The 24,849-nt window shown below is 62.6% G+C and carries 22 protein-coding genes and 1 tRNA gene; 7 read left to right on the top strand and 16 right to left on the bottom strand.

The annotated features are described in order from the left end of the window. Position 1: 1 nt before the first annotated feature. Together JG747_RS26700 and JG747_RS26695 are read right to left on the bottom strand one after the other, a co-directional pair. Positions 2-1,771, bottom strand: coding sequence for a TadG family pilus assembly protein (locus tag JG747_RS26700; RefSeq protein WP_019857066.1), 1,770 nt, complete (start codon positions 1,769-1,771; stop codon positions 2-4). Then, on the bottom strand, positions 1,772-2,218 hold the full coding sequence (locus tag JG747_RS26695) for a TadE/TadG family type IV pilus assembly protein (RefSeq protein ID WP_019857067.1): 447 nt from the start codon (positions 2,216-2,218) through the stop codon (positions 1,772-1,774). A 283-nt stretch (positions 2,219-2,501) separates the two neighbouring features. On the opposite strand from JG747_RS26695, the gene JG747_RS26690 reads away from it, so the two are divergent. The 4 genes from JG747_RS26690 to JG747_RS26675 all read left to right on the top strand — a co-directional run bounded on the left by JG747_RS26690 (position 2,502) and on the right by JG747_RS26675 (position 7,931). Next, a complete protein-coding gene (locus tag JG747_RS26690) occupies positions 2,502-4,094 on the top strand; it encodes a peptide ABC transporter substrate-binding protein (protein ID WP_019857068.1) in 1,593 nt (530 codons plus the stop codon). Between the two features lie 162 nt (positions 4,095-4,256). After that, entirely contained in the window at positions 4,257-5,180 is a 924-nt protein-coding gene (locus tag JG747_RS26685; RefSeq protein ID WP_202360374.1) for an ABC transporter permease subunit, read from the top strand. Beyond that, on the top strand, positions 5,173-6,294 hold the full coding sequence (locus JG747_RS26680; RefSeq protein ID WP_019857070.1) for an ABC transporter permease: 1,122 nt from the start codon (positions 5,173-5,175) through the stop codon (positions 6,292-6,294). The genes JG747_RS26685 and JG747_RS26680 overlap by 8 nt, the downstream gene beginning before the upstream one ends. Positions 6,295-6,311: 17 nt before the next feature. Beyond that, on the top strand, positions 6,312-7,931 hold the full coding sequence (locus tag JG747_RS26675; protein ID WP_202360373.1) for an ABC transporter ATP-binding protein: 1,620 nt from the start codon (positions 6,312-6,314) through the stop codon (positions 7,929-7,931). A 46-nt stretch (positions 7,932-7,977) separates the two neighbouring features. On the opposite strand, the gene JG747_RS26670 is transcribed toward JG747_RS26675, so the two are convergent. The 9 genes from JG747_RS26670 to JG747_RS26630 all read right to left on the bottom strand — a co-directional run bounded on the left by JG747_RS26670 (position 7,978) and on the right by JG747_RS26630 (position 13,882). Further along, positions 7,978-8,322 (bottom strand): hypothetical protein, encoded by a 345-nt coding sequence (locus JG747_RS26670; protein ID WP_064982969.1) that lies wholly within the window; start codon positions 8,320-8,322, stop codon positions 7,978-7,980. Between the two features lie 324 nt (positions 8,323-8,646). Then, positions 8,647-9,084: a hypothetical protein gene (locus JG747_RS26665; protein ID WP_064982967.1), complete on the bottom strand. Its 438-nt coding sequence runs from the start codon at positions 9,082-9,084 to the stop codon at positions 8,647-8,649. Between the two features lie 4 nt (positions 9,085-9,088). After that, on the bottom strand, positions 9,089-9,304 hold the full coding sequence (locus JG747_RS26660) for a hypothetical protein (protein ID WP_202362360.1): 216 nt from the start codon (positions 9,302-9,304) through the stop codon (positions 9,089-9,091). Positions 9,305-9,897: 593 nt separating this feature from the next. Next, entirely contained in the window at positions 9,898-10,179 is a 282-nt protein-coding gene (locus tag JG747_RS26655; RefSeq protein ID WP_019857076.1) for a hypothetical protein, read from the bottom strand. 121 nt (positions 10,180-10,300) lie between these two features. Next, complete coding sequence (locus JG747_RS26650) at positions 10,301-10,807, bottom strand: hypothetical protein (protein ID WP_147377437.1); 507 nt, start codon at positions 10,805-10,807, stop codon at positions 10,301-10,303. 487 nt (positions 10,808-11,294) lie between these two features. Next, positions 11,295-11,948: a DUF6064 family protein gene (locus JG747_RS26645; protein ID WP_038645505.1), complete on the bottom strand. Its 654-nt coding sequence runs from the start codon at positions 11,946-11,948 to the stop codon at positions 11,295-11,297. A 27-nt stretch (positions 11,949-11,975) separates the two neighbouring features. Further along, a complete protein-coding gene (locus JG747_RS26640; protein ID WP_019857079.1) occupies positions 11,976-12,428 on the bottom strand; it encodes a pyridoxamine 5'-phosphate oxidase family protein in 453 nt (150 codons plus the stop codon). A 417-nt stretch (positions 12,429-12,845) separates the two neighbouring features. Then, positions 12,846-12,922, bottom strand: a tRNA-Pro gene (locus JG747_RS26635). Between the two features lie 75 nt (positions 12,923-12,997). Continuing rightward, entirely contained in the window at positions 12,998-13,882 is an 885-nt protein-coding gene (locus tag JG747_RS26630) for an NmrA/HSCARG family protein (RefSeq protein WP_202360372.1), read from the bottom strand. A 102-nt stretch (positions 13,883-13,984) separates the two neighbouring features. Here JG747_RS26630 and JG747_RS26625 point away from each other — a divergent pair, with 102 nt between their 5' ends. Continuing rightward, complete coding sequence (locus JG747_RS26625; protein WP_202362359.1) at positions 13,985-14,884, top strand: LysR family transcriptional regulator; 900 nt, start codon at positions 13,985-13,987, stop codon at positions 14,882-14,884. Positions 14,885-14,925: 41 nt separating this feature from the next. Next, positions 14,926-17,166, top strand: coding sequence for a mannose-1-phosphate guanylyltransferase/mannose-6-phosphate isomerase (locus JG747_RS26620; RefSeq protein ID WP_202360371.1), 2,241 nt, complete (start codon positions 14,926-14,928; stop codon positions 17,164-17,166). A 7-nt stretch (positions 17,167-17,173) separates the two neighbouring features. On the opposite strand, the gene betB is transcribed toward JG747_RS26620, so the two are convergent. From betB to betI, 5 genes are all read right to left on the bottom strand, one after another. Continuing rightward, complete coding sequence (gene betB, locus JG747_RS26615; protein WP_202360370.1) at positions 17,174-18,637, bottom strand: betaine-aldehyde dehydrogenase; 1,464 nt, start codon at positions 18,635-18,637, stop codon at positions 17,174-17,176. 78 nt (positions 18,638-18,715) lie between these two features. Next, complete coding sequence (betA, locus tag JG747_RS26610) at positions 18,716-20,368, bottom strand: choline dehydrogenase (protein WP_019857084.1); 1,653 nt, start codon at positions 20,366-20,368, stop codon at positions 18,716-18,718. After that, positions 20,361-21,362, bottom strand: coding sequence for a threonine/serine dehydratase (locus JG747_RS26605; RefSeq protein WP_446720599.1), 1,002 nt, complete (start codon positions 21,360-21,362; stop codon positions 20,361-20,363). Before JG747_RS26605 ends, betA begins: the two co-directional genes overlap by 8 nt. Then, the gene (gene betC / locus JG747_RS26600) at positions 21,362-22,891 is read right to left on the bottom strand and encodes a choline-sulfatase (protein WP_202360368.1); all 1,530 of its coding nucleotides are present in this window, start codon (positions 22,889-22,891) and stop codon (positions 21,362-21,364) included. Before betC ends, JG747_RS26605 begins: the two co-directional genes overlap by 1 nt. After that, positions 22,888-23,478 (bottom strand): choline-binding transcriptional repressor BetI, encoded by a 591-nt coding sequence (betI, locus tag JG747_RS26595; protein ID WP_019857087.1) that lies wholly within the window; start codon positions 23,476-23,478, stop codon positions 22,888-22,890. Before betI ends, betC begins: the two co-directional genes overlap by 4 nt. 200 nt (positions 23,479-23,678) lie before the next feature. Between betI and JG747_RS26590 the strand changes: the two genes are divergently transcribed. Further along, positions 23,679-24,845, top strand: coding sequence for an acetyl-CoA acetyltransferase (locus JG747_RS26590; protein ID WP_044551555.1), 1,167 nt, complete (start codon positions 23,679-23,681; stop codon positions 24,843-24,845). Positions 24,846-24,849 lie beyond the last annotated feature (4 nt).

Here is a 24,849-nt window from a genome sequence, read left to right as displayed (position 1 = left end):
CTTACTGAACGAGCACCGCCCGACCGCAGGTCGCGCCGGTGACGCGCACGTCGGCTTGGCCGACGCCGACTCCCAGCGCTGACAGCACATTGTAGAGCAAGTCGTCGACAGGCGCCGTTACGGTGTTGAGCAGGGTCACCACTGCCGGTTTGACCGTTCCGAGCAGGGAGCTGAGATCAATACCGAGACCAAGCACATTGGCCGAAAGCGACAGGTTGTTGACCAGCGACGTGGTGAGCGACTGCGAGATGTTGCGCGTCGAAACGGTTTTCACCGTCTTGTTGGCGATGTCGGTTGCGTTGAAGGTCAAGGTCTGTGGGCTGTTGTTGGTGATCGCGGTCGCGGCCGATCCCATCACCTGGATCAGCGGGATGTTGATCAGCAGCAGATGGAGGCTCACATCCGCGATGTCGGCATCGGTGAAGGTCTGCGGCTGGCTGAAATCGGCGAAGCCGGAGGGATTGTTGCTGTTGGCGAGGTTCAGTTGGGCAACGCCCGGATGCGCCGCGATCGAAACGCTGATGCTGGAAGGCCCTGCCGGACAGGTGATGTCGGTCAGCTTGGCTTCGGCGTAGGCGACTTCGACATTGAGCGGCAGGTTGACGGCGAGCAGGCTGATGCCGCCGCCGAGGCCGGGCGTGCCGACACCGACGGAGGCCGTCAGTTTGATGCGCGTCTGGGCGGTGCGCACGACAGTGCCGATGCCGTCGACCGCGAGCCACGGCGAGGATTGCGGCGGCTGCCCGATGGCGATGTTGAGCTTGGTCGAGAGCAGTCCCGGGATGGTGGCGCCGAGATCGACCGCGGCCTGGTTGGTGCCGTTGGCGAGCACAGCGGCGGCGGTCAGCATTCCCATGGCGCTTGCATCGACGCCGAAGCCGGACGGCTGTTGCCCGAGGCCCAGGCTGCCGACGGAGCCGAGATCGACAAGGCTGGAGAGTGGGATCTTGACCGTGCTGGTCGACTTGGAGGCGATGGTCTGCAGGGCAACCTTGGCCGTGTTGCCAAGGCCAGGGACGTTGGCCATGGCGGTGGCGATCTGGCCGACAGTCGCTTTCGAGGCCAGTACGTCCGAATAGGTGCCGGCGGTGATGTTCAATTGTGTGGCGAGCGCACTGATGAACGACAAGACGCTGACATCGGCCGAGATCAGCCCGTTATAGTCCATGACACTGAGCGAGATGTTGCCGCCGAGGAGCCCGCTCAGCAAAGCATTGAGGATCCCGCCATTGACGCTGAGCAGTCTCGACCCCACCGAGAATGCCGCCTGCGGCGTCATGCTGGCCGTGGCCTGGGTGCCGATGACCGGAGTGGGGATCAGCGAGCTCGCGAAATAGCGGGCGGGCACTTTCGCCAGCGTGACACGCACCGCATTGTAGGGCGTCACGCCCGCCTGGAAGCGCTGGGTGACATTGGTGGTCGTCGAGGCGTATCGGCCTTGCGTGACCGTCACCACCGTCTTGCCGACGGCCGGGGCAATGGTCTGGCCAGAGGCTTGAACGACGACACCCGGCATGCCGTTGTCGGTGAGCGTGGTGACGACCGCGGTGTTGACATTGTTGATGTTCGACGCGGCGGTGATCGCCGCCAGATCGACCATCGCCTGGGCCTGCCGGCGCTCGGAGTATATGGAGGCCTCATCGATGGCCACAGCCGCCAGAGCCAGCGCGACCGGCGCGCTCAGCGCGGTCATCACTGCGAAGTTCGCCCTCCTGTCCCCCATCATCGACCGTGCAAGCCGGCCGATGCCCTTGCCGGCACGCTGCAGCATTCAGATACCCCCAACCCTGATCGTTGACTGACGCTTGATGGTGGTCCCCGGCAAGGCTATGCCCGGGAAGAGATTCCAGATCGGCAGGTTGCGCGCATCGTACGAAATCAACACCACGAACTGGCTGCCGTCGGCCACGCTGTCATTGGCCTGGTAGGTCAGTTTGCTGGCGTCCACGAAGGGGTATCCACCGGCATTGTTGGCGAGGAAGGCGGCCACGAGCGTCTGCCGCTCGGTCTGGTTCAGCCCGGCTATAGCCGTCCGGGCGGCATCCGCCGCGATCTGCTGGATCGAGTTGGCGGCACCAAAATAAATACCGTACGCAACCATTCCGAGCAGAAGAAGGATAAAAATCGGCGACAGCAGGGCGAACTCGACCGCCGACGTCCCCGAATTGTCTGTTCGGAACGCGCGTCTTCGGAGCATGGAAATGAGCTTCTGAACCATGATACCAACATGCCAAAGTTCGCATGCAGAAAGCGAAAACTCTCGGTGCAACCTGCAGATGCGTGCGATTGAAAAGGCCGCTCTAATTTAGCTGTTGCTTCTTCGATTCTGAGGATTGACTTAGGGTCAATCAGTACTCGGTTGAAAAGAGCTTACCTCCTGTCTAGTCTCCTGCCACCAGCTGCCGGGGGGAACCGGCGGCGCGCTCAAAGGAACCAGGCATCGGTTCCGGGGCGTCAACACTCAAAGGCGCGCCCACGGCAGCGCCGACAGGGAGAACTTCATGCTGAAAAACATGCTGAAGGCGACGGTATTCGCCACCACCATGGCGGTAGCCGCCGGCGCATTCTACTCGCCGGCGTTCGCCGAGAGCGTCTACAACAGGGGCACCGCCGCCGAATCGGAATCGGTCGACCCGCACAAGACCTCGACGGTCTATGAAGCCAATGTGCTGCGTGACCTGTTCCAGGGCCTGGTCATGCAGGACCAGAAGGCCAACCTCATTCCGGGCGCCGCCGAAAGCTGGACGGTGTCGGATGACGGCACTGTCTACACCTTCAAGCTGCGCAAGGACGGCATGTGGTCGGACGGCAGCCCGGTAACGGCGGACGACTTTGTCTACGCCTTCCACCGGCTGGAAGACCCGGCGACCGGCGCCGAATATGCCTCGATGCTGTATCCAGTGAAGGGTGCCGAGGACGTCAACACCAAGAAGGGCAAGCCCGAGGACATGGGCGTCAAGGCGATCGACGCCACCACCCTGGAAGTGACGCTCAAAGCGCCGACGCCTTACTTCCTGGAGATGCTGACTCACCAGGCGACCTATCCGGTCAGCAAGGCCTCGATCGAAAAGCTCGGCGCCGACTGGATAAAGCCCGGCAAGCTGGTCTCGAACGGCGCCTATACGCTGGCCGAATGGGTTCCCAACGACCACATGAAGCTGGTCAAGAATCCGAAATTCTGGGACGCCGCGACCGTCAAGTTCGACGTGGTCAACTACATCCCGACCGAAGACCGCTCATCGGCGATGAAGCGCTTCGAGGCAGGCGAACTCGACAGCTATGACGATCTGCCGACCGAGCAGCTCGCCGACCTCAAGACCAAGTTCGGCGACCAGATCCATGTCGGCCCGTATCTCGGCACCTACTATTATGCGATCAAGACCGACAAGGCGCCCTGGAACAATCCTGAACTGCGCACCGCCATCTCGATGGCGATCGACCGCGACTTCATTGCCGAAAAGGTCTGGCAGAACTCGATGCTGCCCGGCTATTCGATGGTGCCTCCCGGCATCGAGGGGTACACGCCCGCAATGGCCAAATATGCCGACATGCCGCAGATAGACCGCGAGGACGCAGCCAAGAAAATCCTCGAGAAACTCGGCTACACGCCCGAACATCCACTGAAGATGGAAATCCGCTACAACACCTCGGAGAACCACAAGAACACCGCGGTCGCCATCCAGGAACAGCTGAAGCCGCTTGGCGTCGACGTCACGCTGCTCAACACCGACACCAAGACGCACTACTCCTTCCTCGAGCAGAAGGGCGACTATGACGTGGCGCGTGCCGCCTGGATCGCCGACTACAAGGATCCGGAAACCTTCCTTGGCATCTCCCGCAAGGCGAGCGGCAACAACTACTCGAACTACAACAGCCCGGCCTATGAAGCAGCTATGGACAAGGCAGCCGCCGCCGGCGGCAAGCCCGAGGAGCGCATGAAGGAGCTCTCCGAGGCCGAGCGCATTCTCGTCGACGATGTCGGCCAGATCCCGCTGCTCTACTACAGCTACCACGACATCGTGTCCTCGAAGCTGCATGGCTTCGTCGACAATGTAATGGACGTCCATCCGTCGCGTTTCGTCAGCAAGGATTGATCCCTGGCCAAGCCGCCGCGCACTTCGTGCGCGGCGGTGCTGGTTTGCCATCGCATCGGCCGGGAAGCGCAATCGATTCTCGGAAAATCCGGTGCGAAGATTTGAAGGCTGGAGCACAATGGTCCAATCGGACAGGCGTGTTCCGGATCAAGTGGGGCACCTATGCTGCGATATGTATTCCGGCGGCTTTTGACCGCCATACCGACGCTGTTCGTCATCGTGACGATGGCGTTCTTCCTGATGCGCGTCGCGCCGGGCGGGCCGTTCAACCAGGAGCGGGGGCTAAGCCCCGAGATCAAGGCCAATCTTGAAGCCCAGTTCGGCCTCAGCGATCCGCTCTGGCTGCAATATGTCCACTATCTCGGCAATCTCTTGCGTGGCAATTTCGGCCCGAGCTACAACATGCCGGATTTCACCGTCACCGAACTGTTCGCCAAGGGCCTGCCCATTTCGGTGCAGCTCGGCGCCTCGGCGCTGATCCTGGCACTGCTGCTCGGTTCCGTGCTCGGCACCATTGCCGCGCTCAACCAGAACAAGCTTGGTGACTATACGGTGATCGCTCTGGCCACGGCCGGCAGCACCATCCCCACCTTCGTCATCGCGCCGGTGATCCAGCTTCTCTTCGGGCTGACCTGGAGGCTCCTGCCGATCGGCGGCTGGGGCGATGGCGCCTTCATCAACAAGGTCGGCCCGGTGCTGACGCTTGCCTTGCCGCAGATCGCCATCGTCGCCCGCCTGATGCGCGGCTCGATGATCGAATCGCTGCGCTCCCATCACATCCGCACCGCCCGCGCGCTCGGCCTTTCCGACTGGTCAGTTGTGGTCAAACACGCCTTGCGCGGCGCCATCCTGCCGATCGTTTCGTTCACTGGCCCGGCGGCGGCGGCCCTTTTGACCGGCTCCGTCATCGTCGAGACGATCTTCTCCATTCCCGGCGTCGGCCGCTACTTCGTCGATGCCGCGCTCAACCGCGACTACACGCTGGTGATGGGAACGGTGGTGGTGATCGCCATCTTCACCATCGTCTTCAACCTGATCGTCGACGTCATGTACGCGGTCGTCGACCCGAGGGTGCGCTATGACTGACATCGCAGCCACTGCTCCCGCTATCGTCGGCCGTTCGCTGTGGGGCGATGCCTGGGCGCGCCTCAAGGCCAACCGCGCCGCCATGTTCAGCCTCTACTACCTCGCCTTGATCGGGCTCGTCAGCGTGTTCGGCCCCTGGTTCGTGCCGCATCAGTACACGACCATCTATGCCGACTATGTACGCATGCCGCCAAGCCTGTCAGCCTATCCGAAGCCCGACATGATCGAGTCCGCGCTCAATGATGCGATCAAGCGCATGCGGGTCGATATCAAGGAATGGCACCAGGAGGGCGATCACGTCTTCGTCACGGTCAAGTCGACCAAGCCGATCGATGACCGCAATATCCGCTATCTCGACCGCTCCGATGCCTTTGACGACACCAAGATCGAGAGCAAGTCGCCCGACGGGCTCGAAGCGACCATGAGCGCGTCGGTCAAGCAGCAATATTTCCTGTTCGGCACCGACAACACCGGCCGCGATCTGCTGTCGCGCACTTTGATGGCCGGGCGCATCTCGCTGGCCATCGGCCTGCTCGCCGGTGTCGTGGCGGTAGTGATCGGGGTGATCTATGGCGCCGCCGCGGGTTTCTCCGGCGGCAGGATCGACGAGGTGATGATGCGCATCGTCGATGTGCTCTATTCCTTGCCGTTCATCTTCTTCGTCATCATGCTGGTGGTGTTCTTCGGCCGCAACTTCGTGCTGATGTTCCTGGCGGTTGGCGCGGTGCTGTGGCTGGACATGGCGCGCATCGTGCGCGGCCAAGCGCTGTCGATCCGCCGCCAGGAATATGTCCAGGCGGCGGAAGCCATGGGCGTCGGCCAGCGCGGCATCCTGCTGCGCCACGTCATTCCCAATTTGCTCGGCCCGGTCGTCATCTACATGACCTTGCTGGTGCCGCAGGTCATCATCCTGGAGAGTTTTCTGTCGTTCCTCGGCCTCGGCGTCCAGGAGCCGATGACCAGCTGGGGCGTGCTGATTTCGGTCGGCGCCAAGAACATCGGCACTGCCAACTGGCTGCTCCTGTTTCCTGCTTTCTTCCTCGTTTCGACGCTGTTTGCGCTGAACTTCGTCGGCGATGGCCTGCGCGACGCGCTCGACCCGAGAGATCGATAAAGATGGGCACCGCTGACATGGCCACTCCCGAAACGATCCTCAGCGTCAAGGACCTGCGCGTCCGCTTCCGCACGCTCGACGGCGCGGTCGAAGCGGTGAAGGGCATCAACATCCACGTCAATGCGGGCGAGACCGTCGCCGTGGTCGGCGAGTCCGGTTCCGGCAAGAGCCAGACCATGATGGCGGCGATGAGCCTGCTCGCCTCGAACGGCGAGGCCACGGGCAGCGTCGACTATCGTGGCCGCAACCTGCTGACGCTGAGCAAATCCGACCTGAATAAGGTCCGCGGCGCCAAGATCAGCATGATCTTCCAGGAGCCGATGACTTCGCTCGATCCGCTCTATTCGATCGGCAATCAGCTGATCGAACCGATCCGCAGGCATCGCGGCTTGAATGCCGCCGAAGCGCGCCAAGAGGCGCTCAAGCTCTTGCGGCTGGTGCACATTCCCGATCCGGAGCGGCGGATGAAATCCTACCCGCATGAAATGTCCGGCGGCCAGCGCCAGCGGGTAATGATCGCCATGGCGCTCGCCAACGATCCCGACATCCTGATTGCCGACGAGCCGACCACGGCGCTCGACGTGACCATTCAGGCGCAGATCCTGATGCTGCTCGCCGAATTGCAGCGCAAGCTCGGCATGGCCATCGTCTTCATCACCCACGATCTCGGCATCGTCCGGCGCTTCGCCGACCGCGTCTATGTCATGCGCCAGGGCGAGGTGGTCGAGGAGGGCGAGGCGGGAGCGATCTTCGCCAACCCGCAGCACGCCTATACCAAGATGCTGCTGGCGGCCGAGCCGACGGGAAGCAAGGCGCCGCCGCCCGCCAATGCCCCCGTGGTGCTCGAAGGCAGGCATGTCGAGGTCACATTCAGGATCGGCGGCGGGTTTCTGGCCGGCGAGCCGCTGATGCTGCGCGCCGTCGACGACATTTCGATCCGGCTGCAGCGTAACCAGACCATCGGCATTGTCGGCGAATCCGGTTCGGGAAAATCGACCCTTGGCCGCGCCCTGCTGCGGCTGCTGCCGAGCGATGGCTTGATCCGTTTCGGCGATCGCGACATTTCGACCGCCGACCGCCAGGCGATGCGGCCGCTGCGGCGCCAGATGCAACTCGTCTTCCAGGATCCGTTCGGCTCACTGTCGCCGCGCATGACCGTCGGCCAAGTCATCACCGAAGGGCTGCTGGTGCATGAGCCCAACCTTTCAGGCAAGCAGCGCGACCAGCGCGCGGTCGAGGCCTTGCTTGAAGTCGGCCTCGATCCCAACGCCCGCAACCGTTATCCGCACGAATTCTCCGGCGGCCAGCGGCAGCGCATCGCCATTGCCCGCGCCATGATCCTGAAGCCCAAAATGGTCGTGCTGGACGAACCGACCTCGGCGCTCGACCGCTCGGTGCAGAAACAGATCGTCGAACTCCTGCGCAAGCTGCAGGCGGACCATGAACTGTCCTACCTGTTCATCAGCCACGACCTCGCCGTGGTGCGCGCCATGGCCGACTACATCATCGTCATGAAGCAGGGCAAGATCGTCGAGGAGGGGCCGACCGAGGCAATCTTCAGCAACCCGCAAGCGCCCTACACGCAGACGCTGATGAATGCGGCGATCGATGTGACGCGCTTTCGGCTGAGCGCCTGAGACGTCGCTTCAGGTGAGGGCAATCATCACGGCGGCGTCCGTTCGCTCAGCCCGCTGACCTGGAGCATTTGCGCGCCCGCACGGCGCCAATGGCATCCTGCCGCTGTTTCAGCCGATCGATCCTGGCGGTCTCACGATTGGCGACGGCGGTCTTCACGCGCGAACCACCAAGCAGCCAGCGCGGAACACTGGTGTTGGCGACCTTGCCGCGGGTGATGGCGGTTTGTGAGATTTCGATGGCGTTCTCACCCAGCGCGCTGTTGAGCTCGGCGCAGCTCATCTTATCGTACGTCGCCGGATCGGCGGTCCTGCCGATCGACGAACAGCCGGTAACGAGAAGCACTGCAAGCATAAGAGTCGGGGTCGAGGTCGTCGTCGCGATCAAGTTCATATCCACACCCGGCTCACCGTTTCACTGGCTTCATCATATCCACCGAACTATCTGGAGCCGACGATTATTTCGTCAAAGATTGGGCTCGCGAAAGGAGCCCTACGGGCGTGGGACCACCGGGCCAGCCGATGTGGGAACGTTCTCGGCCACCTGAAGTTGGTGTCCGTCGAGTGTCTAATTTCAATCACTGGAAACGAAGAGAGTCGGCCCCGGTTGACGCCGGGGCGGCCTTTCCTCGATCCTTGCCCCGGCGCGATCTCAGCGGCTCGCGCTGCTGTGGCGCCCGGCCGTCCTGCCGCGCCGTTCGTTCAGCCTGCCTGAAAGTCAGGCTGCTTCGGCGATGAATGCGGTGGGAGCGCAACCGCCCAGCACAGCCTGGGCGATGCCGGTTTCATTTTCATCGACATGCGCCGTCACCAAGACGATGCCCTCGGCAACGCTCCGATCATCCGACCTTGCCGCTGTGGTCAAGAAGGCACCGAGCAGCCCGCCGGCGCCGCCGCCGCAGACCGCGCAAACCAGTGCTGTTGCCGGCAGTCCGGCCGGAACAGAACTGACGCCGTAGACCGCGAGGGCGCTCAGGCAAGCCAATGCCGCACCGACGGCACAAAGGATGACACTTGGAGACCTTAGGACTGTTAGTTCGTCCTGGTAGGGCCCGATAATGGCAACCTGAACGCGAGGAACACCGACCGCCACCAGCTCTCCAGCAATCTGGGCGGCTTCGGCGTGGGAATCAAAAAGCTTGCTGATTGTCCGCATGGTCTCAGAACGTTTTCTCGTCCAGGGACATGTCCGCAACGAAGGACGCGGCGATCAAGTCGTCGCCGTCAATGCTGCCTCGTCCGTCGACCATCATGGCCGCGACCTTTTGGAAGGTCTTCATTTCGCTCATGGTAATCCGGGCCTGCCGCATTCTGACCTTGAGGTCAGCTACTCGCACCCCCATGACATCGGATTGTATGGCCTCACTGCCAGACATGGTGACGTTCATCCAGTTTCGCTTCCTCGTTTGATCGTCCCCGCGCCCAACCACTTGAAACAGGGTCGCAGCGAAAACGTTCCCTAGCTGGGCTTCGGTCCGATAGAGAGCCGGACTTTGGTCCGGCTGCAAAATGCAATGGTCCTGCCTGTGGTGCTGCTTGGAACAGCCACCGTTCGTGGCCGTTGTCGGCTACACGTTCGGGAGGAAGCTGATGGACAAGAGTGTTGGCCAAGCGCGCTGGTTGCTCGCGGTGATCTTCGCCATGCCCATCACCTTCATGGCGATTGGAATAGCCTTTGGCTGACCATCCGACAGTATTTGGCAGATTGGCGCAGCTACGTCCCTTCCTGCGCCAATAGGGTTCGCCCGCCACGTTCGCGAGGCGGGCGAACCCTAAATATCTGCAGGCGCCGTAGCCGGCATTCCAGCCTACGTGGCGAGATTCCTCGACCTTTTTTCGGAGAGGCTGAATGGCATCGTATTCACACGACGGTCCGTTGATGATTCCGTGTGTCGGCACGCCAGGTCACCAGCGACATGTCAGATTTCATGCAGAAGGACCGGCTATAACGAGCCGGGCCTTGGGTCGATCAGTAATCGTTGTTTTGGATCACCACGGGGCGGCGGTGATGGTGCTTGTAGACCGAACTCGTAACAACGACGGCGTCGGGGCGATGATGCCGGCGGCCGTGATCGTAGAAAGCCACCGTACCATGGTGGCGGTGATGCAGTCGCTGACCGTCCTCGTTGATGATCCTGACGTTGCTGTGGTGGCGATGGTGAGTCCTGATGATCACGTCGGCTTCGGCCGCCGAAGCGACAGCCGGCAACCCGATGGAAAGCGCCAAAGCGCACATGATCATTGATTTCATTGCAATTTTTCCGTTCCCTTGATTAGCCCTTCGTTGGATAACTGCTGCTAGGCCCTTTGGTTCCGGGTATCCCAGGACCGTCGAACCGCCTGCGGCAGACCGAGTGGACGAAGCGTATGGGCTAAGGCTGGGAAGGGGCCGCCTCTCGCTGACGGTACTTGCAAAGGACGAAATGGCTCGATGCATCGGACGCGCTCGCGCCGGGCAGCACGACGATCTGTGCCCAAAAATCGCAATACCTGGCTATCGCTTCCGGCACCTCTTTGGTGGTGACGCCGGAGATGGTGGCGATGTCGCCGTCTCTGCAGTTGGTCTTCCCGGAAAGCAGGGCTGCGGCTGCCATGATCTGGCATGACCGCTCATCGTCCGCCCGAGAGGGCGCGCAATGGCAGGCAAATGCAAATACCGCTGCTGCGAAAACCAGTCCTTTCATATCGGCTCCGATGTCACCGGCGTTCTGGCATTCCTCAGAGAAACATGCAACGCAGCTAATATAAAAGCAATTGCAGGGCCATTTCTCGATCTTGCCAAGCGATGGAACATTAGGCTTGCCTAATAGTTCTCCCTTGCAGGAGACACCATCCCTTGGGGTCTCCTGAAGATCAGTCGGGAACGGCTGGTCGGCCAACGCTCCTCCACCACAGGCGCGGGCTTTTCCAGGCAACGGAGAAAGATCATGAACAATATCATTTGGCTCGTCGGAGCGGTGGTCATCGTCATAGCGATATTGAGCTTCTTCGGCCTGCGATAAGCGCGACGTCAGCTATGTCCATCGACCCTCCGTCGCCGAAGCGGACAATGCGAAAGCGCCGCGGGCTATCGGCAGAAGAGCAAAACGATGGCAAGGAGGTTATTGCCAGCGAACTCGTAGACAGGATCGAGGCAAATGGCGCGGCGTTGTTGAATGCCGCGCGGCGAATGAAAATTCATTCCCGATGACCGACAGACTGCAGCGGCCTAATGCGTCGGCGTTTTCAACAACCCCACCTGCCGCAATGCGTGGGCGATAACCGGAGGGCGCTGCTCCGGGCTTCCTTGGTTGCCGCCATGTGTTGTTCACAGCGGCAGTTTTGTTTCCGCTCGGCTCGCGCGCTGGGCGGCGAAGCTTTCACTCATCACGATTGTGGGTATCGCAGCCAGTCGGAAGTGAGACTGACGCTTAGAATAAGGCCCGCTATTGCGAGGCCGAAATCTTCGCGGACTTGAAGCATCAGCGCCGCACCGGTGCCTATCAGGGCCCAGATGACAGGGATCACCGACAGCGGCACCACAGATCGACCTCTAAGCAGCAACAGCAAGCCGATCGTGAAGATCGTGCTTGGACACGGCGCCACTCCGAACAACGGTCCGTTCATCAGGCCATGGCCGGCCGCTATCCCAAGAATTTCGTAGACGAGCGACGAATATAGGATCAGCGCTAAGCCGGCAATTGATTGCCAGCCCGATCGAAGCTCGAACCTGAGTTCTGGAGGACCGATGACGGCATACATAGCGAAGAGAGCGGCCTGGGCAATGAACAGCCCGGCAAATACTTTTGCCACCGGATTGACCGGCGAAAAGAACAGCAACTGATAAGCCACCCCATTCCATGCCCACAGAAATGACAGGACAGCGAAAACGATCCTTTCGCGGGCAGGAGAACGACCGCTCAATATCGCACCGACGGCAAACGCGCCCAAGGCATAGGCGACAATCTGGGTCGGCCAGATCGCCCTGTTGTAAGCGGTGAAGACCGCAAAGAACTGTTCGACACCGAATGGCATGTTCATGTCCAAACTGTGCAGGAAGGCGTTGCGTCAGTAGGCGACAAGGTCCGTGTGTCCAAAGCCCTTGGTGTAGTCGAGCACCGAAACGATCGTCGGCATCACCCGAAATATCCGAACCTCATCCGGGCCTGGCATCTTCATCGGCAAGGGCGGGGCGTCCGGGTATTTCAACGGCAACATGCTGAGAACCTTCTCCGCTTCGGCACGGTCCAGCACGGGTTCGGCGTGGGCTGCCATCGACAGGCCAGTGATCGCCATCAGATCGGCGGTGTCATGGTCAATCGTGAGGGAAAGCCGGTTGTCCCTCGCCAGATTCTTGGCCTTTTGACTCTCAAGACCGCACAGGAAATAGAGGGTCAAGCCATCGTTCACATATCCCACGGTGGTGGCCTGGGGCCAGCCGTCAGGCCGTAAAGTGGCAACCGTCATGATACGGTGCGTGCTCAACAGATTGAGAATTGTGTCTCTGATTTTCTGATCCATGGTCGATCCCCAAAACAGCAGGACGTGGCCATGGTAGTGCAAACGGGGATCGGCCAGCTTTGATGCGGGTCAAATAGACCCAGCGCGGCAGATGAGCTTGCGGCACCAAACTGCCCCGCAACCTATCATGCGTCAGCACGGTATTGGCTGTAAGGCCGGGCGGTGGCGGCGATGACGTTGACCCAAGCGGCAGCTCCGCATCGCAATGGAAGTGATGGATCTCACGGCGTGGATACTGGCGATTCGGACACGCGTCCCATCGAGCACGATCGTGTCGCCGTCCAGAACGATCGGCACACCGCAGAGCAGCATTGCAGAGAGCAGGAAGGAAATAGGGTTACGCTCCCGCTGGGCGCGAAACGCGATACCAACCTGTGGGGTATCGGGAGAAACAGATATTTAAGTATCTGTTTTTTCTGGTCGGAGTGGCAGGATTTGAACCTGCGACCCCCTCGTCCCGAACGAGGTGCGCTACCAGGCTGCGCTACACTCCGTGACCAGACGGCGGGCTTATAGCCGCCACACTTCATTCCTGCAAGCGGCAATGGCAGCGCTTCTGTCGCATTTCATCAGCTTTCGCTGCGCAGGCCGCTGGCGCTCCAGTCGAACGCGCGCGCCCAGTCGGCAAAACCGTGCCACCGCACCTCGGGAAATTGCCTGCGCAAGGCAGCGATATCGACGTCGTAACCCACGCGATCGAACCATTCGAACATCAGTGCCGCGTCCTCGCTCTGCTGGCGGGCTGCAGCGATCGGGATCTCCTGATAGCGGATCGGACGGCCGATGGCCTCGGTCAGGATTTTTGCCTGCTCCTCGCCGGACAATTCGTCCCCGGCGAAGTCATAGCGCTTGCCGAACACCTGTTCCCGCCGCTCTGCGAGCGCGGCGACGAAGGCGCCGATATCCGCCAGCGCAACCAGTTGGAGGACACGCTTCGGCGGCATGGCGAAGGCAAGAGTGCCTTGGCTGAGCGCACCGGTCGACCATGGTGCGACGGCGTTCTCCATGAAGGCGACCGGCGCGCTGATCGTATGGGGAATGCCAAGCTGCCTGACATGTTGTTCCACCAGATACTTGCTTTCGAAATGCGGAATTCCGGTCTGCTTGTCGGCGTCGGCGACGGATGAATAGATCAGGTGTCCGATGCCGGCGGCCTTCGCTGCGTCGGCGGCAAGGATCCCCTGACGGGTCTCCTCCTCAAGTCCGGCCTCGTAGCTGTTACCCATCAGGAACATGGTGTCGACGCCTTCTGCGGCCTGCACGATGGAGGCTGCGTCGGCAAGATCGCCGGCTACGACCTCGGCTCCCGCCCCGACCAGTTGCCGTGCTGCATCGCTGTCGGGCTTGCGCGTCAGAGCCTTGACGCGATGGCCCCTGGACAGCAGGGCGCGCGCAACGGCGCCGCCTTGCTGGCCTGTGGCGCCGGTCACAAGAATGCTTCGTTTGCTGGTCATCTCATTTTGCTCCTTGTCGGTTTGTCAGGAGCAAAATTAGGTTCTATCTCATTGATGCGTAATTGCCTATAATTGGGAAATGTTGTCTCGATAATGAATACAATGGTCGATCTCAACGATGTCGTCGTATTTGCCCGCGTCGTCGAAGCCGGCAGCTTCACCGCTGCAGCTCGCCTGCTGGCCATGCCCAAGACAACCGTCAGCCGCCGTGTCGCCGCGCTCGAGCGTGAGGTCGGTGTGCGGCTGCTGCAGCGCACCACACGCAGCCTCAACCTGACGGATGCCGGGCGTCTCTACTATGAGCAAAGCAGCCAGGGGCTGCGGACGATCGAGGAGGCGAACCTGCGTCTTGCGGAGGCGAGGGCGGAGCCTTCGGGCACGATCCGCATTTCGGCCCCGGTTGGTTTTGGCGGTCACTTCCTCATCCGCGCCGTGGTCGACTTTCTGACCCTGTACCCGAAGACCAATGTCGAGCTGCGCCTCACCGACGACAAGCTCAACCTGATCGAAGACGGCATCGACCTCGCCTTCCGCACCGGAAGGCTTGAGGATTCGACGCTCATCGCTCGCAAGCTGGGTTCCACGCACAGGCTGCTCTGCGCCAGCCATGACTATCTCGCACGTTACGGGATGCCGGAAGGCCCGGCCGATCTTGCCCGCCATCGATGCGTCATCGCGGGCCCGTCGGTCTCAGGCGCTCATTGGGTGCTGGATGGACCACAAGGCCAGGAAACTGTCGTGGTCGCCGGGCGATTCGCCGCCAATGAGATGCAGGCGGTGGTGGCGGCCGCGCTCGCGGGTTTCGGCATCGCCCAATTGCCCCAGCCGATGGCCGACGGGCTGATCAACGAGGGGCGGTTGCGGCGCGTTCTCGACGGCTACACGACGCCGGCCGGCGGCCTGCACGTTCTCTTTCCCAGCAGCCGGCACCTTTCACCCCTGGTCAAGGCCTTCATCGACCTGGCGGTCGAGCGGATTTCCAATCGGGCGAACACGGCTTAAGCATGTCTGCTACCTCCGACCCACTTCTCAGCGAGACCCCAATGAGTCAGCGCATCGTCAGTTTTGTCATGAGCGGCGGCGTCGGCTCGCGGCTCTGGCCATTGTCGCGCGAGGACAATCCGAAGCAGTTTCACGATTTTTCGGGTGATGGCTCCATGCTGGCCAAGACCTTGCGCCGCCTGGCGGCAAGGCCCGACGGTCAAACTCCGATCTTCCTGATCGCTTCGGAGCGTCACGCCGACCGCGTCCATGCCGATCTCGCCGGCCTCGATCTTGCCGGCGGCGGTCCGCTGTTCGAGCCCACAGGGCGCAACACCGCCGCGGCGGTGGCCCTTGCAACGCTGCGCACCTTGTCCGAATTCGGCGACAGCCTAGTGCTGGTGGTGCCGTCGGATCACGAAATATCGACGGCAGGGCAATTCTGGCAGAGCGTCGAGGCAGGCGCCGAGGCGGCGCGCGCCGGCCGGCTCGTTGTGTTCGGCATCAAGCCGACGCAACCCGAAACCGGCTATGGCTATATCGAGGTCTCCGCCGAGAAGGGCGGGGTATCAGACGTTTCGCGCTTCGTTGAAAAGCCGGACCTGGCGACCGCGCAGGGTTATCTCGAAGCCGGAAACTTCTATTGGAACACCGGCATCTTCCTGTTTCGCGCCGCTGCCATGCGCGACGCTTTCGCTGTGTTCCAGCCGGACATCTGGCAGGCGACCGAAGCCGCTTACAACGCAGCGACATCGGATCTGTCCGGCCTCTATATGCCGCTCGAGCTCTACGCGGCCATCCCGTCCAATTCGATCGACTATGCCATCATGGAGCGGGCGCGGGACATCGCTATGGTGCCCGCCGGTTTCCGCTGGAACGATCTCGGCTCCTGGCAGTCGCTGCTCGATGTCGGCCCTGCCGACGACCAGGGCAATGTCATTGTCGGCGATGTCGTCGCCATCGATTGCGAAAACTCCTACATCCGCAGCGAAGGGCGCCTCTTGTCGGCGATCGGCATGAAGGACGTCGCCATCGTTTCGACGGCCGATGCCACTTTCGTCGCCCCGGTCAGCCACAGCCAGCATGTCAAGAAGGTGGTCGAGCAGCTCGAGAAATCGGGCCGGCTGGAAACCCGGTTCACCCCGGCGCACAATCGCGTCATCGAAAGCGGCGCCTGGCGGCGGCGCGTGCACCACTGGCTGTTCCAGGAAACCTTGCCGCTGTGGTCGACCTCGGGCGTCGACGAGCGCCATGGCGGCTTCCATGAAGCGCTTGGCTTCGACGGCTCCCCGCTGATGAAGCCGAAGCGCATGCGCACGCAGGCCCGTCAGGTCTATGCCTTTGCGGTTGCCAAGGAGCGCGGCTGGACTGGCCCGGCCGAGCGTCTGATCGCGCATGGCATCGACTTCATGGCAGGGAAGGGCCGCACCGAACGCGGCGGTTGGGTGCGCACGCTGAACGTCGACGGCGCTGTCGCCGACGCCACGGAAGACGCCTACGATCATTCCTGCGTGCTCTTGGCGCTGGCGCATGCGCATATGTCGGGCAATCCCGATGCCTTGCGGCTCGGTGAGGAAACCTTCGCCTTCCTCGACGCACATCTCGAGGACAGCCGCATGACCGGCTTCCTCGAGACGTCGGACGGAGAGGGTGAGCGGCGCTCAAACCCACACATGCATTTGCTGGAGGCCTTCCTCGCCTGGTATCAGGCGACCGGCGAGCGCGCCCATCTGCGCCGCGCGGCTCGCATCATCGACCTCTTCCGCAGCCATTTCTTCGACGCCGAGAGCTGGACGCTCGGCGAATACTTCGATGCCGAATGGAAACCGGCCGCCGGCGAAAAAGGGGGCTGGACCGAGCCAGGCCATCATTTCGAATGGGCTTCGCTCCTGGTCGATTTCGCCGAACGCAGCGGCCAGGCCGAACTGAGTGGCTTCGCCAGGAAACTTTACGCTTCGGCCATCGCCAACGGCCTCAACCGGGCCACCGGCCTTGCCTATGGCGCCGTCTCCAGGCAGGGCCTGCCGCTCGACCTGATCTCGCGCAGCTGGCCGCAGGCCGAAGCCATCAAGGCGGCGATCGCGTTGGACGGCTCAGGTGGTCCCGACCTGAAGCCCGAGATCGAAGCACGTGTCGGCCGGCTTTTCCGCTGGCACATCGACCCGGCGCCGCTGGGCCTCTGGATCGATCGCATCGACGAACGCGGCCGTTCGCTGGCGACCGATGTGCCGGCCAGCATCTTCTATCATCTGGTCTCCGCCCTGACGCAGTATCTGGATGGGACGGCGAAGAAGGCGGTCTAGGTTCGGCTCAATAAGGGCTCGCCACGTCCCCAGTCTCGACATAAATCGACTTCAGCTGCGAATAGAGAGCCAGCGCCGCCAGCGAATTCTCGCGGCCGATACCGGACTGCTTGAAGCCGCCGAAGGGGATTTCCACCGGCGTCAGATTATAGGCATTGATCCAGCAGGTGCCGGCCTGCAGCTCGGCGATAACGCGGTGGGCGCGCGGCAGGTCGCGGGTAAAGACACCGGCGGCGAGGCCGAATTCGGTGTCGTTGGCGCGGTCAATCACCTCGTCCTCGCCGTCGAATTTCAGCACGCTCATGACAGGTCCGAAAATCTCCTCGCGGGCGATGCGCATCGTGTCGGTGACACCGGTGAACACCGTCGGTTCGACGAAGAAGCCGCCCTGGAAACCCTGTAGCGAAGGCACGTTGCCGCCACAGGCCAGAACAGCGCCATCCTGCTTGCCGACCGCGATATAGCCGACGACCTTTTCATGCTGTGCCTTGGAGACCAGCGGTCCCATCTGCGTTTCGGGATCGAGCGGGTCGCCTATGCGGATTTTCTTCGTCCGCTCGACCAATCGCTCGACGAAGCGGTCATGAATGCCGCTCTGCACGAAGACCCGCGTGCCATTCGAGCAGATCTGGCCGGTGGAGTAAAAATTGCCGAGCATGGCGCCGCCGATAGCGTTCTCGATGTCGGCATCGTCGAAGACGATCAGCGGCGACTTGCCGCCGAGCTCCATCGTCGCGTGCTTCATCTTCGAACCGGCAAGCGACAGCACCTTGCGCCCGGTCGGCACCGAGCCGGTGACCGAAACCTTGGCGACGACATCGTGGCCGACAAGGCCCGCGCCAACATCGCCATAGCCCTGCACGACGTTGAACAGCCCGTCGGGCAGGCCGGCCTCGCTGTAGATTTCGGCCAGCGCCAGTGCTGACAGCGGCGTGTTTTCCGACGGCTTGAACACCATGGCGTTGCCCATGGCCAGCGCCGGTGCGGATTTCCAGCCGGCGATCTGGATCGGATAGTTCCAGGCGCCGATGCCGGCGCAGACGCCAAGCGCCTCGCGCCGTGTGTAGGCGAAGGGACCGCCGAGATCGACGGCCTCGCCATTATAGGCGGCGACCGCGCCCCCGAAATATTCAAGGCAGTCCGCGGCCGACGGTGCGTCCGCCACCAGCGTTTCCTGGATGGCCTTGCCGGTGTCGAGCGTCTCGATGCGGGCGAGATCGGCATTGCGGGCACGCAGAATGTCGGCTGCGCGGCGCAGGATGCGGCCGCGCTCGACCGGCTTCAGCCGCGCCCATGCCGGTTGCGCGGCGCGTGCGGCCTCGATGGCGAGCTCCAGCACATTCGGCGTCGCCGAACGCAGCATGGCGATGGTCTCGCCTGTGGCCGGATAGATGACCGGCAACGGCGCCCCTTGCTCGTCGTCGATGTAGCGTCCGTTGACATAGTGCGATGCCGTGGGCTGGGCGCGCATGGGTAGTCTCCGAATGTCTGCGCCCCAAAAGGGACGGCTCAATCTAGGGACGGCTCAATCTGACAGGTGGATCATGCTCTATCTGTCCGACACCTGCCAGCGCGGATTGATCCATGGCTCCTGGTTGGACGGCGCCAGCGGCGTGCGGCCAAGGATGTGGTCGGACGCCTTCTCGCCGGTCATGATCGACGGCGCATTGAGATTGCCGTTGGTGACGCGCGGGAAAATCGAGGAATCGGCGACCCGCAGCCCGTCGACGCCGATGACCCGGCATTCCGGATCGACAACACTCATCACATCGTCGGCGCGGCCCATCTTGCAGGTGCCGCAGGGGTGGTAGGCGCTCTCGGCATGGTCGCGGATGAAGACGTCAAGATCATCGTCCGACTGCACATGGCTGCCCGGCGAGATTTCCTGGCCGCGAAAAGCGTCGAACGCCGACTGGCCGAAGATTTCGCGGGTCAGCCGGATGCAGTGGCGGAACTCGGTCCAGTCGTCCGGGTGCGACATGTAGTTGAAGCGGATCACCGGCTTCGCTTTCGGATCCGGCGAGCGCAGCGTCACCGCGCCGCGCGACTTCGACCGCATCGGCCCGACATGGGCCTGGAAGCCGTGCGACTTCGCCGCCGCCTTGCCGTCATAGCGCACTGCCGCCGGGATGAAGTGGTACTGGATGTCTGGATAATCGACGCCGGCGCGCGAGCGCACGAAGGCGGCGGCCTCGAAATGGTTGGTGGCGCCGAGGCCGGACTTGAAGAACAGCCACTGTGCTCCGATCAGTGCCTTGGAGAACGGGTTCAGCACGGAATTCAGCGTGATCGGCTTGGTCGATTCCTGCTGGATATAAAGCTCCATATGGTCCTGTAGATTGCGGCCGACGCCGGGCCGGTCGGCGACCACGGCAATGCCGTTTTCGCGCAAATGTTCGGCCGGTCCGATGCCGGACAGCATCAGGATTTTGGGCGAATTGATCGACGAGGCGGCGACGATCACTTCACGTCGCGCCTTAACGACCTGAATCTGTTTGTGAGCCTCGATCTCGACGCCGATGGCGCGTTGATTCTCGATGATCACCCGACGGGCAAAGCCCTTGACCAGACTCACGTTTTTCCGCTTGAGCGCCGGCTTCAGATAGGCTGACGCAGCCGACCAGCGGCGGCCACCGCTTATGGTCTGCTCCATCGGCCCGAAACCTTCCTGCTTGGAGCCGTTGTAGTCGTCGGTCAGCTCGAACCCGGCCTGACGGCCGGCTTCGACGAAGGCGCCGTAGAGCGGATTTTTACGCGAACCGCGCTGCACATGCAGCGGCCCGCCATGTCCGCGCCAGCCGTCCTCGCCGCCGTCATTGTCCTCCATGCGCTTGAAGTAGGGGAGCACGTCGGCGAAGCCCCAACCCGTTGCACCCTCTTCGGCCCAATGATCGAAGTCGCGGGCATGGCCGCGCACATAGACCATGCCGTTGATCGAGGACGAACCGCCGATCACCTTGCCGCGCGGCGTCGCGAGCACGCGGCCGCCGAGATGCGGTTCCGGCTCGCTGGCAAAACCCCAGTCGTAAAGGCTCATATTGAGCGGGATCGACAGCGCCGACGGCATCTGGATCAGCGGCCCGATATCGCTGCCGCCGTATTCGATGACGATGACCGAATGCTTGCCGTCTTCCGACAGGCGATAGGCCATGGCCGAGCCGGCCGAGCCGGAGCCGATGATAACGAAATCCGCTTCAAGCATGGTTCATATGCGCCATAAAATCGGCGAGCGAGACATTGCCGCCGGTAGCCACAACAAGGACGGTCTTACCCGCCACGTCCACCTTGCCGCCGAGCAGCGCCGCCAGCGACGCAGCCCCGGACGGCTCCAGCACCAGCTTCATCCGCTCGAAGGCGATCCGCATGGCACGCCGCACCGATTGATCGTCGACGGTGATGCCGCGAACACCTGCGGTCTTGACCGCCGCGAACGGCGCGTCGCCCGGCCGTCGCGACATCAGCCCGTCGCAGATCGACTTCGGGCCTATCGGCATGGTCTCGATGCTGCCATGCGCCAGCGATGAGCCCATGCCATCAAAACCTTCGGGCTCGACGCCGATGATCTCTGTCGCCGGCGACAGATAGTGGAAGGCGAGCGAAACGCCGCCGATCAGCCCGCCGCCGCCGACCGAGCAGAACAGCAGGTCGGCGCTGGCGTCCTTGGCCTCAAGCTGGTCGAGCGCTTCAAGGCCGGCGCCAGCCTGGCCAGCGACGATCTCCGGATCGTCGAAGGGATGCAGCAGGGCCAGCCCTTCCGTTTCCGCGATCTCGCGCGCCTTGGCGGCGGCGACCTCTTCGCGCGCGCGCTCGCCGTGATCGGTCAGCACCACGCGCGCGCCATAGCCCGCCGACGCGTCACGCTTGGCGGCCGGCGCATCGATCGGCATGACGATGGTGACGGGAATGCCGAGCGCCTGGCCGGCGGCCGCCAGGCCTTGCGCGAAGTTGCCGGAGGAATAGGCGACGACGCCGGTCCTCGCCTCGTCGGCCGACAGCCGCTTCAGCCGCCAATAGGCGCCGCGTATCTTGAAGGATCCGGCCCATTGCAGCGATTCCGGCTTGACGAAGACGCGGGCCGCACTGGTCTCCCTGGCCAGTGCGGCCGATTCCAGCAGCGGCGTGATCTGCGTCGCCCTGGAGGTGACGGCATAGGCCTGCTTGAGATGGGCCAGCGAAGGGACGAGAAGGTCTGTCATCATTCGCCTCGCGGAAAGCGTTTTTGCTCTTCGAGCACGTTGAGATCCATGTGGTTGCGCATGTAGCGTTCCGAGGCCTTCTGCAGCGGCTGGAACTCCCAGGGGTAGTGCGTGCCGTTGCGCAGCGCCGGGTAGACCACCCAGCGCCGCGCCTGGCTGGCGCGCACTGCGGCATCGAAAGCTGCCATGTCCCAGCGTGCGCGCAGCTTTTCCAGGAAAGCCGTCACCAGATCGGCATGTGCCGGATCGGCGGCAAGATTGCTCAATTCATGCGGGTCGGCTTCGATATCATAGAGTTGCGGCGGATCGATCTCGCAATGGACGAACTTGTAGCGGCCTTCGCGGATCGCCACCAACGGTGCGTTGGAGCCCTCGGCGGCGTATTCCATCAGCACCGGCGCGGTGCGCGGCTTGCCATTCAGCAGCGGCAGCAGCGACTGGCCGTCGGTCCATGGCGCGATCGCACTCATGTCGATGCCGGCGAGATCGCACAGCGTCGGCGTCACGTCGAGATTGGAGACCGGCGCCTCGATCAGGCCGGCGGGAATGTCCTTGCCGGCGATCATCAGCGGCACCCGCGCCGAGCCCTCGAAGAAGCACATCTTGAACCACAGGCCGCGCTCGCCGAGCATGTCGCCATGGTCTGAGCAGAACAGGATGATCGTGTCGTCGAGCATGCGCGTGCGTTCCAGCACCGACAGCAGTTCGCCGACCTTGTCGTCGAGATAGGAGATGTTGGCGAAATAGCCGCGCCGCGAGCGGCGGATTTGTTCTGCCGTGATGTCGAAACTGTCGTAGTCGGACGCCTTGTAGAGCCGCTGCGAATGCGGGTCCTGGCTGTCATAGGGGATGAAACCCACTTCGGGTTCCAGCGCCGGGCAATCCCCATAGAGATCCCAGTACTGCCGCCGCGCCACATAGGGATCGTGCGGATGGGTGAAGGAAACCGTCAGGCACCAGGGCCGGTGCGCCGCATCGTCGGAGATGCGCGCGAAATCGTAGAGTTTTTGCACCGCGTGGAAGGCGACTTCGTCGTCGTATTCCATCTGGTTCGAGATTTCGGCGACGCCGGCGCCGGTCACCGAGCCCAGATTGTGATACCACCAGTCGATGCGCTCGCCGGGCTTGCGGTAGTCCGGCGTCCAGCCGAAATCGGCGGGATAGATGTCGGTGGTCAGCCGCTCCTCGAAGCCGTGCAACTGGTCCGGTCCGACGAAATGCATCTTGCCCGACAGCACGGTGTGATAGCCGTCGGCGCGCAAATGATGGGCAAAGGTCGGGATCGACGAGGCGAATTCGGCGGCGTTGTCATAGACCTCGGTGCGCGACGGCAACTGGCCGCTCATGAACGAGGCGCGGCCTGGCGCGCAGAGCGGCGAGGCGGTGTAATTGTTCCTGAAACGTGCCGACCGCGCCGCGAGCGCTTTGAGGTTTGGCGCATGCAGGAAATCCGCGGGCCCATCGGGGAAAAAGGTTCCGTTGAGCTGATCGACCATGACGATCAGGAAATTGGGTCGCTTCGCTGTCACTGTTTTTGCCGCTCGCCGAGTTTGGTTTCGAGATAGTCCTCGACCAGCGCGATCGCGGTCGCGGCGTTGGGCACGCCATCCTTCAGCGCACGCCTGATGTAGAGCCCGTCGATCATCGCCGCTGTCGCTTCGGCGGCGCGGTCGGCCTCGGCCCTGGGCAGGATGCCCGTCAGCCCGCTCATCAGGTTCGAATGCAGCCGCCGCGCATAGATCTTGAGCAATCGGCGCAACGCCGATGATTTCTGCGCCTCGACATAGAAGGCAAGCCAGGCGGCGATGGTTTCGGCCTGGAACTGGATGTCGGAGAAGTTGACGGCGACCACGGCGGAAACGCGTTCGCGCGGGGACCTGGCGGATTGCAGGGCGCGGCGCATGTCGATGGCCAGTTCGGCGAGGATGTGCCGCATCGTCGCGAACAGCAATTCGTCCTTGGCGCCGAAATAGTGGTGGGCAAGGGCCGAGGACACACCGGCGCGCCCGGCGATCTCGGACATGGTCACGTCAAGCGAGCCGCGCTCGCCGATCGCCGAGATCGTCGCGTCGATGAGCGCCTTGCGGCGCAGTGGCTCCATTCCGACTTTTGGCATGCTGTTCCCGATTTTTGCGCGGAGATTATTTTTTATTGACGGGTCAATCAACAAAAAATCGACGTGAGCGCGACCTGCACCAAGCGATTGTCCTGTTCCGGCCCTTCACGGTCTGGGCGAGAATGTTTATCTTTGAACAATAAAGGCGAAGTGCGCCATGAGCCCGGTATGCTAGGCTGGCGTCAAGGATGGAGACCGCCATGACCGCATGCATCGTTGGCTGGGCGCATTCGCGCTTCGGCAAGCTCGAGGGCGAGACGCTCGAAAACCTCATCGTCAAGGTCGCGACGGATGCGCTCGACCATGCCGGCATCGGCCCGGACGAGGTCGATGAAATCGTGCTTGGCCATTTCAACGCCGGCTTCTCGGCGCAGGATTTCACCGCGAGCCTGGTGCTGCAGGCCGACGACCGGCTGCGCTTCAAGCCGGCAACGCGAGTCGAGAATGCTTGCGCGACGGGATCGGCGGCGGTCCGGCAAGGCATCCGTGCAATCGACGCCAACGCTGCCCGCATCGTGCTGGTGGTCGGCGCCGAGCAGATGACGACGACGCCCGGACCCGAGATCGGCAAGAACCTGCTGAAAGCGTCCTATCTGCCTGAAGACGGCGAGACACCCGCTGGCTTCGCCGGTGTCTTCGGCAAGATCGCACAGGCCTATTTCCAGCGTTATGGCGACCAGTCCGATGCGCTCGCCATGATCGCCGCCAAGAACCACAAGAACGGCGTCGACAATCCCTATGCGCAGATGCGCAAGGATTTCGGCTATGATTTCTGCCGGCAGGAGAGCGAGAAGAACCCCTTCGTCGCCGGTCCTCTCAAGCGCACCGACTGCTCGCTGGTTTCAGACGGCGCCGCCGCCCTTATCCTTGCCGACACGGCAACCGCGCTGAAGATGCGCCGCGCCGTCGCCTTCCGCGCCAACGAGCATGTGCAGGATTTCCTGCCGATGTCGAAGCGCGATATCCTGGCTTTCGAGGGCTGCGAGCAGGCCTGGACCCGCGCGCTGAAGAACGCCGGCGTGACGCTCGACGACCTGTCTTTTGTCGAGACGCATGACTGCTTCACCATTGCCGAACTGATCGAATATGAGGCCATGGGCCTGGCTAGGCCCGGCGAGGGCGCGAAGCTGGCGCTGGATGGCACAACGGCCAAGGACGGCCGCCTTCCGGTCAACCCCTCCGGCGGGCTCAAGGCCAAGGGCCACCCGATCGGCGCCACCGGTGTCTCCATGCATGTCCTGACCGCCATGCAGCTTGTCGGCGAAGCCGGCGGCATCCAGGTGCCGGGCGCGAAGCTTGGCGGCATCTTCAACATGGGCGGCGCGGCGGTCGCCAACTACGTTTCCATTCTCGACCGGATCAGGTAAACCG

This window comes from Mesorhizobium sp. 131-3-5 (assembly GCF_016756575.1).
Lineage (GTDB): Bacteria > Pseudomonadota > Alphaproteobacteria > Rhizobiales > Rhizobiaceae > Mesorhizobium > Mesorhizobium jarvisii.
The sequence above is the reverse complement of the archived record's forward strand: the minus strand, read 5'-3'. Positions and strand labels throughout refer to the sequence as shown.

What these genes read in the sequence shown, in the direction of transcription:
- JG747_RS26690 (WP_019857068.1), top strand. Translation starts at nt 2,502, where the DNA reads ATGCTGAAAAACATGCTGAAGGCGACGGTATTCGCCACCACCATGGCG.
- JG747_RS26660 (WP_202362360.1), bottom strand. Translation starts at nt 9,304, where the DNA reads ATGTCTGGCAGTGAGGCCATACAATCCGATGTCATGGGGGTGCGAGTA.
- JG747_RS26605 (WP_446720599.1), bottom strand. Translation starts at nt 21,362, where the DNA reads ATGACAGACCTTCTCGTCCCTTCGCTGGCCCATCTCAAGCAGGCCTAT.
- JG747_RS26685 (WP_202360374.1), top strand. Translation starts at nt 4,257, where the DNA reads ATGCTGCGATATGTATTCCGGCGGCTTTTGACCGCCATACCGACGCTG.
- JG747_RS26590 (WP_044551555.1), top strand. Translation starts at nt 23,679, where the DNA reads ATGACCGCATGCATCGTTGGCTGGGCGCATTCGCGCTTCGGCAAGCTC.
- betA (WP_019857084.1), bottom strand. Translation starts at nt 20,368, where the DNA reads ATGCTTGAAGCGGATTTCGTTATCATCGGCTCCGGCTCGGCCGGCTCG.
- betB (WP_202360370.1), bottom strand. Translation starts at nt 18,637, where the DNA reads ATGCGCGCCCAGCCCACGGCATCGCACTATGTCAACGGACGCTACATC.
- JG747_RS26620 (WP_202360371.1), top strand. Translation starts at nt 14,926, where the DNA reads ATGAGTCAGCGCATCGTCAGTTTTGTCATGAGCGGCGGCGTCGGCTCG.
- JG747_RS26675 (WP_202360373.1), top strand. Translation starts at nt 6,312, where the DNA reads ATGGCCACTCCCGAAACGATCCTCAGCGTCAAGGACCTGCGCGTCCGC.
- JG747_RS26680 (WP_019857070.1), top strand. Translation starts at nt 5,173, where the DNA reads ATGACTGACATCGCAGCCACTGCTCCCGCTATCGTCGGCCGTTCGCTG.
- JG747_RS26655 (WP_019857076.1), bottom strand. Translation starts at nt 10,179, where the DNA reads ATGAAATCAATGATCATGTGCGCTTTGGCGCTTTCCATCGGGTTGCCG.
- JG747_RS26640 (WP_019857079.1), bottom strand. Translation starts at nt 12,428, where the DNA reads ATGGATCAGAAAATCAGAGACACAATTCTCAATCTGTTGAGCACGCAC.
- JG747_RS26670 (WP_064982969.1), bottom strand. Translation starts at nt 8,322, where the DNA reads ATGAACTTGATCGCGACGACGACCTCGACCCCGACTCTTATGCTTGCA.
- JG747_RS26665 (WP_064982967.1), bottom strand. Translation starts at nt 9,084, where the DNA reads ATGCGGACAATCAGCAAGCTTTTTGATTCCCACGCCGAAGCCGCCCAG.
- JG747_RS26630 (WP_202360372.1), bottom strand. Translation starts at nt 13,882, where the DNA reads ATGACCAGCAAACGAAGCATTCTTGTGACCGGCGCCACAGGCCAGCAA.
- JG747_RS26700 (WP_019857066.1), bottom strand. Translation starts at nt 1,771, where the DNA reads ATGCTGCAGCGTGCCGGCAAGGGCATCGGCCGGCTTGCACGGTCGATG.
- JG747_RS26645 (WP_038645505.1), bottom strand. Translation starts at nt 11,948, where the DNA reads ATGAACATGCCATTCGGTGTCGAACAGTTCTTTGCGGTCTTCACCGCT.
- JG747_RS26625 (WP_202362359.1), top strand. Translation starts at nt 13,985, where the DNA reads ATGGTCGATCTCAACGATGTCGTCGTATTTGCCCGCGTCGTCGAAGCC.
- JG747_RS26695 (WP_019857067.1), bottom strand. Translation starts at nt 2,218, where the DNA reads ATGGTTCAGAAGCTCATTTCCATGCTCCGAAGACGCGCGTTCCGAACA.
- betI (WP_019857087.1), bottom strand. Translation starts at nt 23,478, where the DNA reads ATGCCAAAAGTCGGAATGGAGCCACTGCGCCGCAAGGCGCTCATCGAC.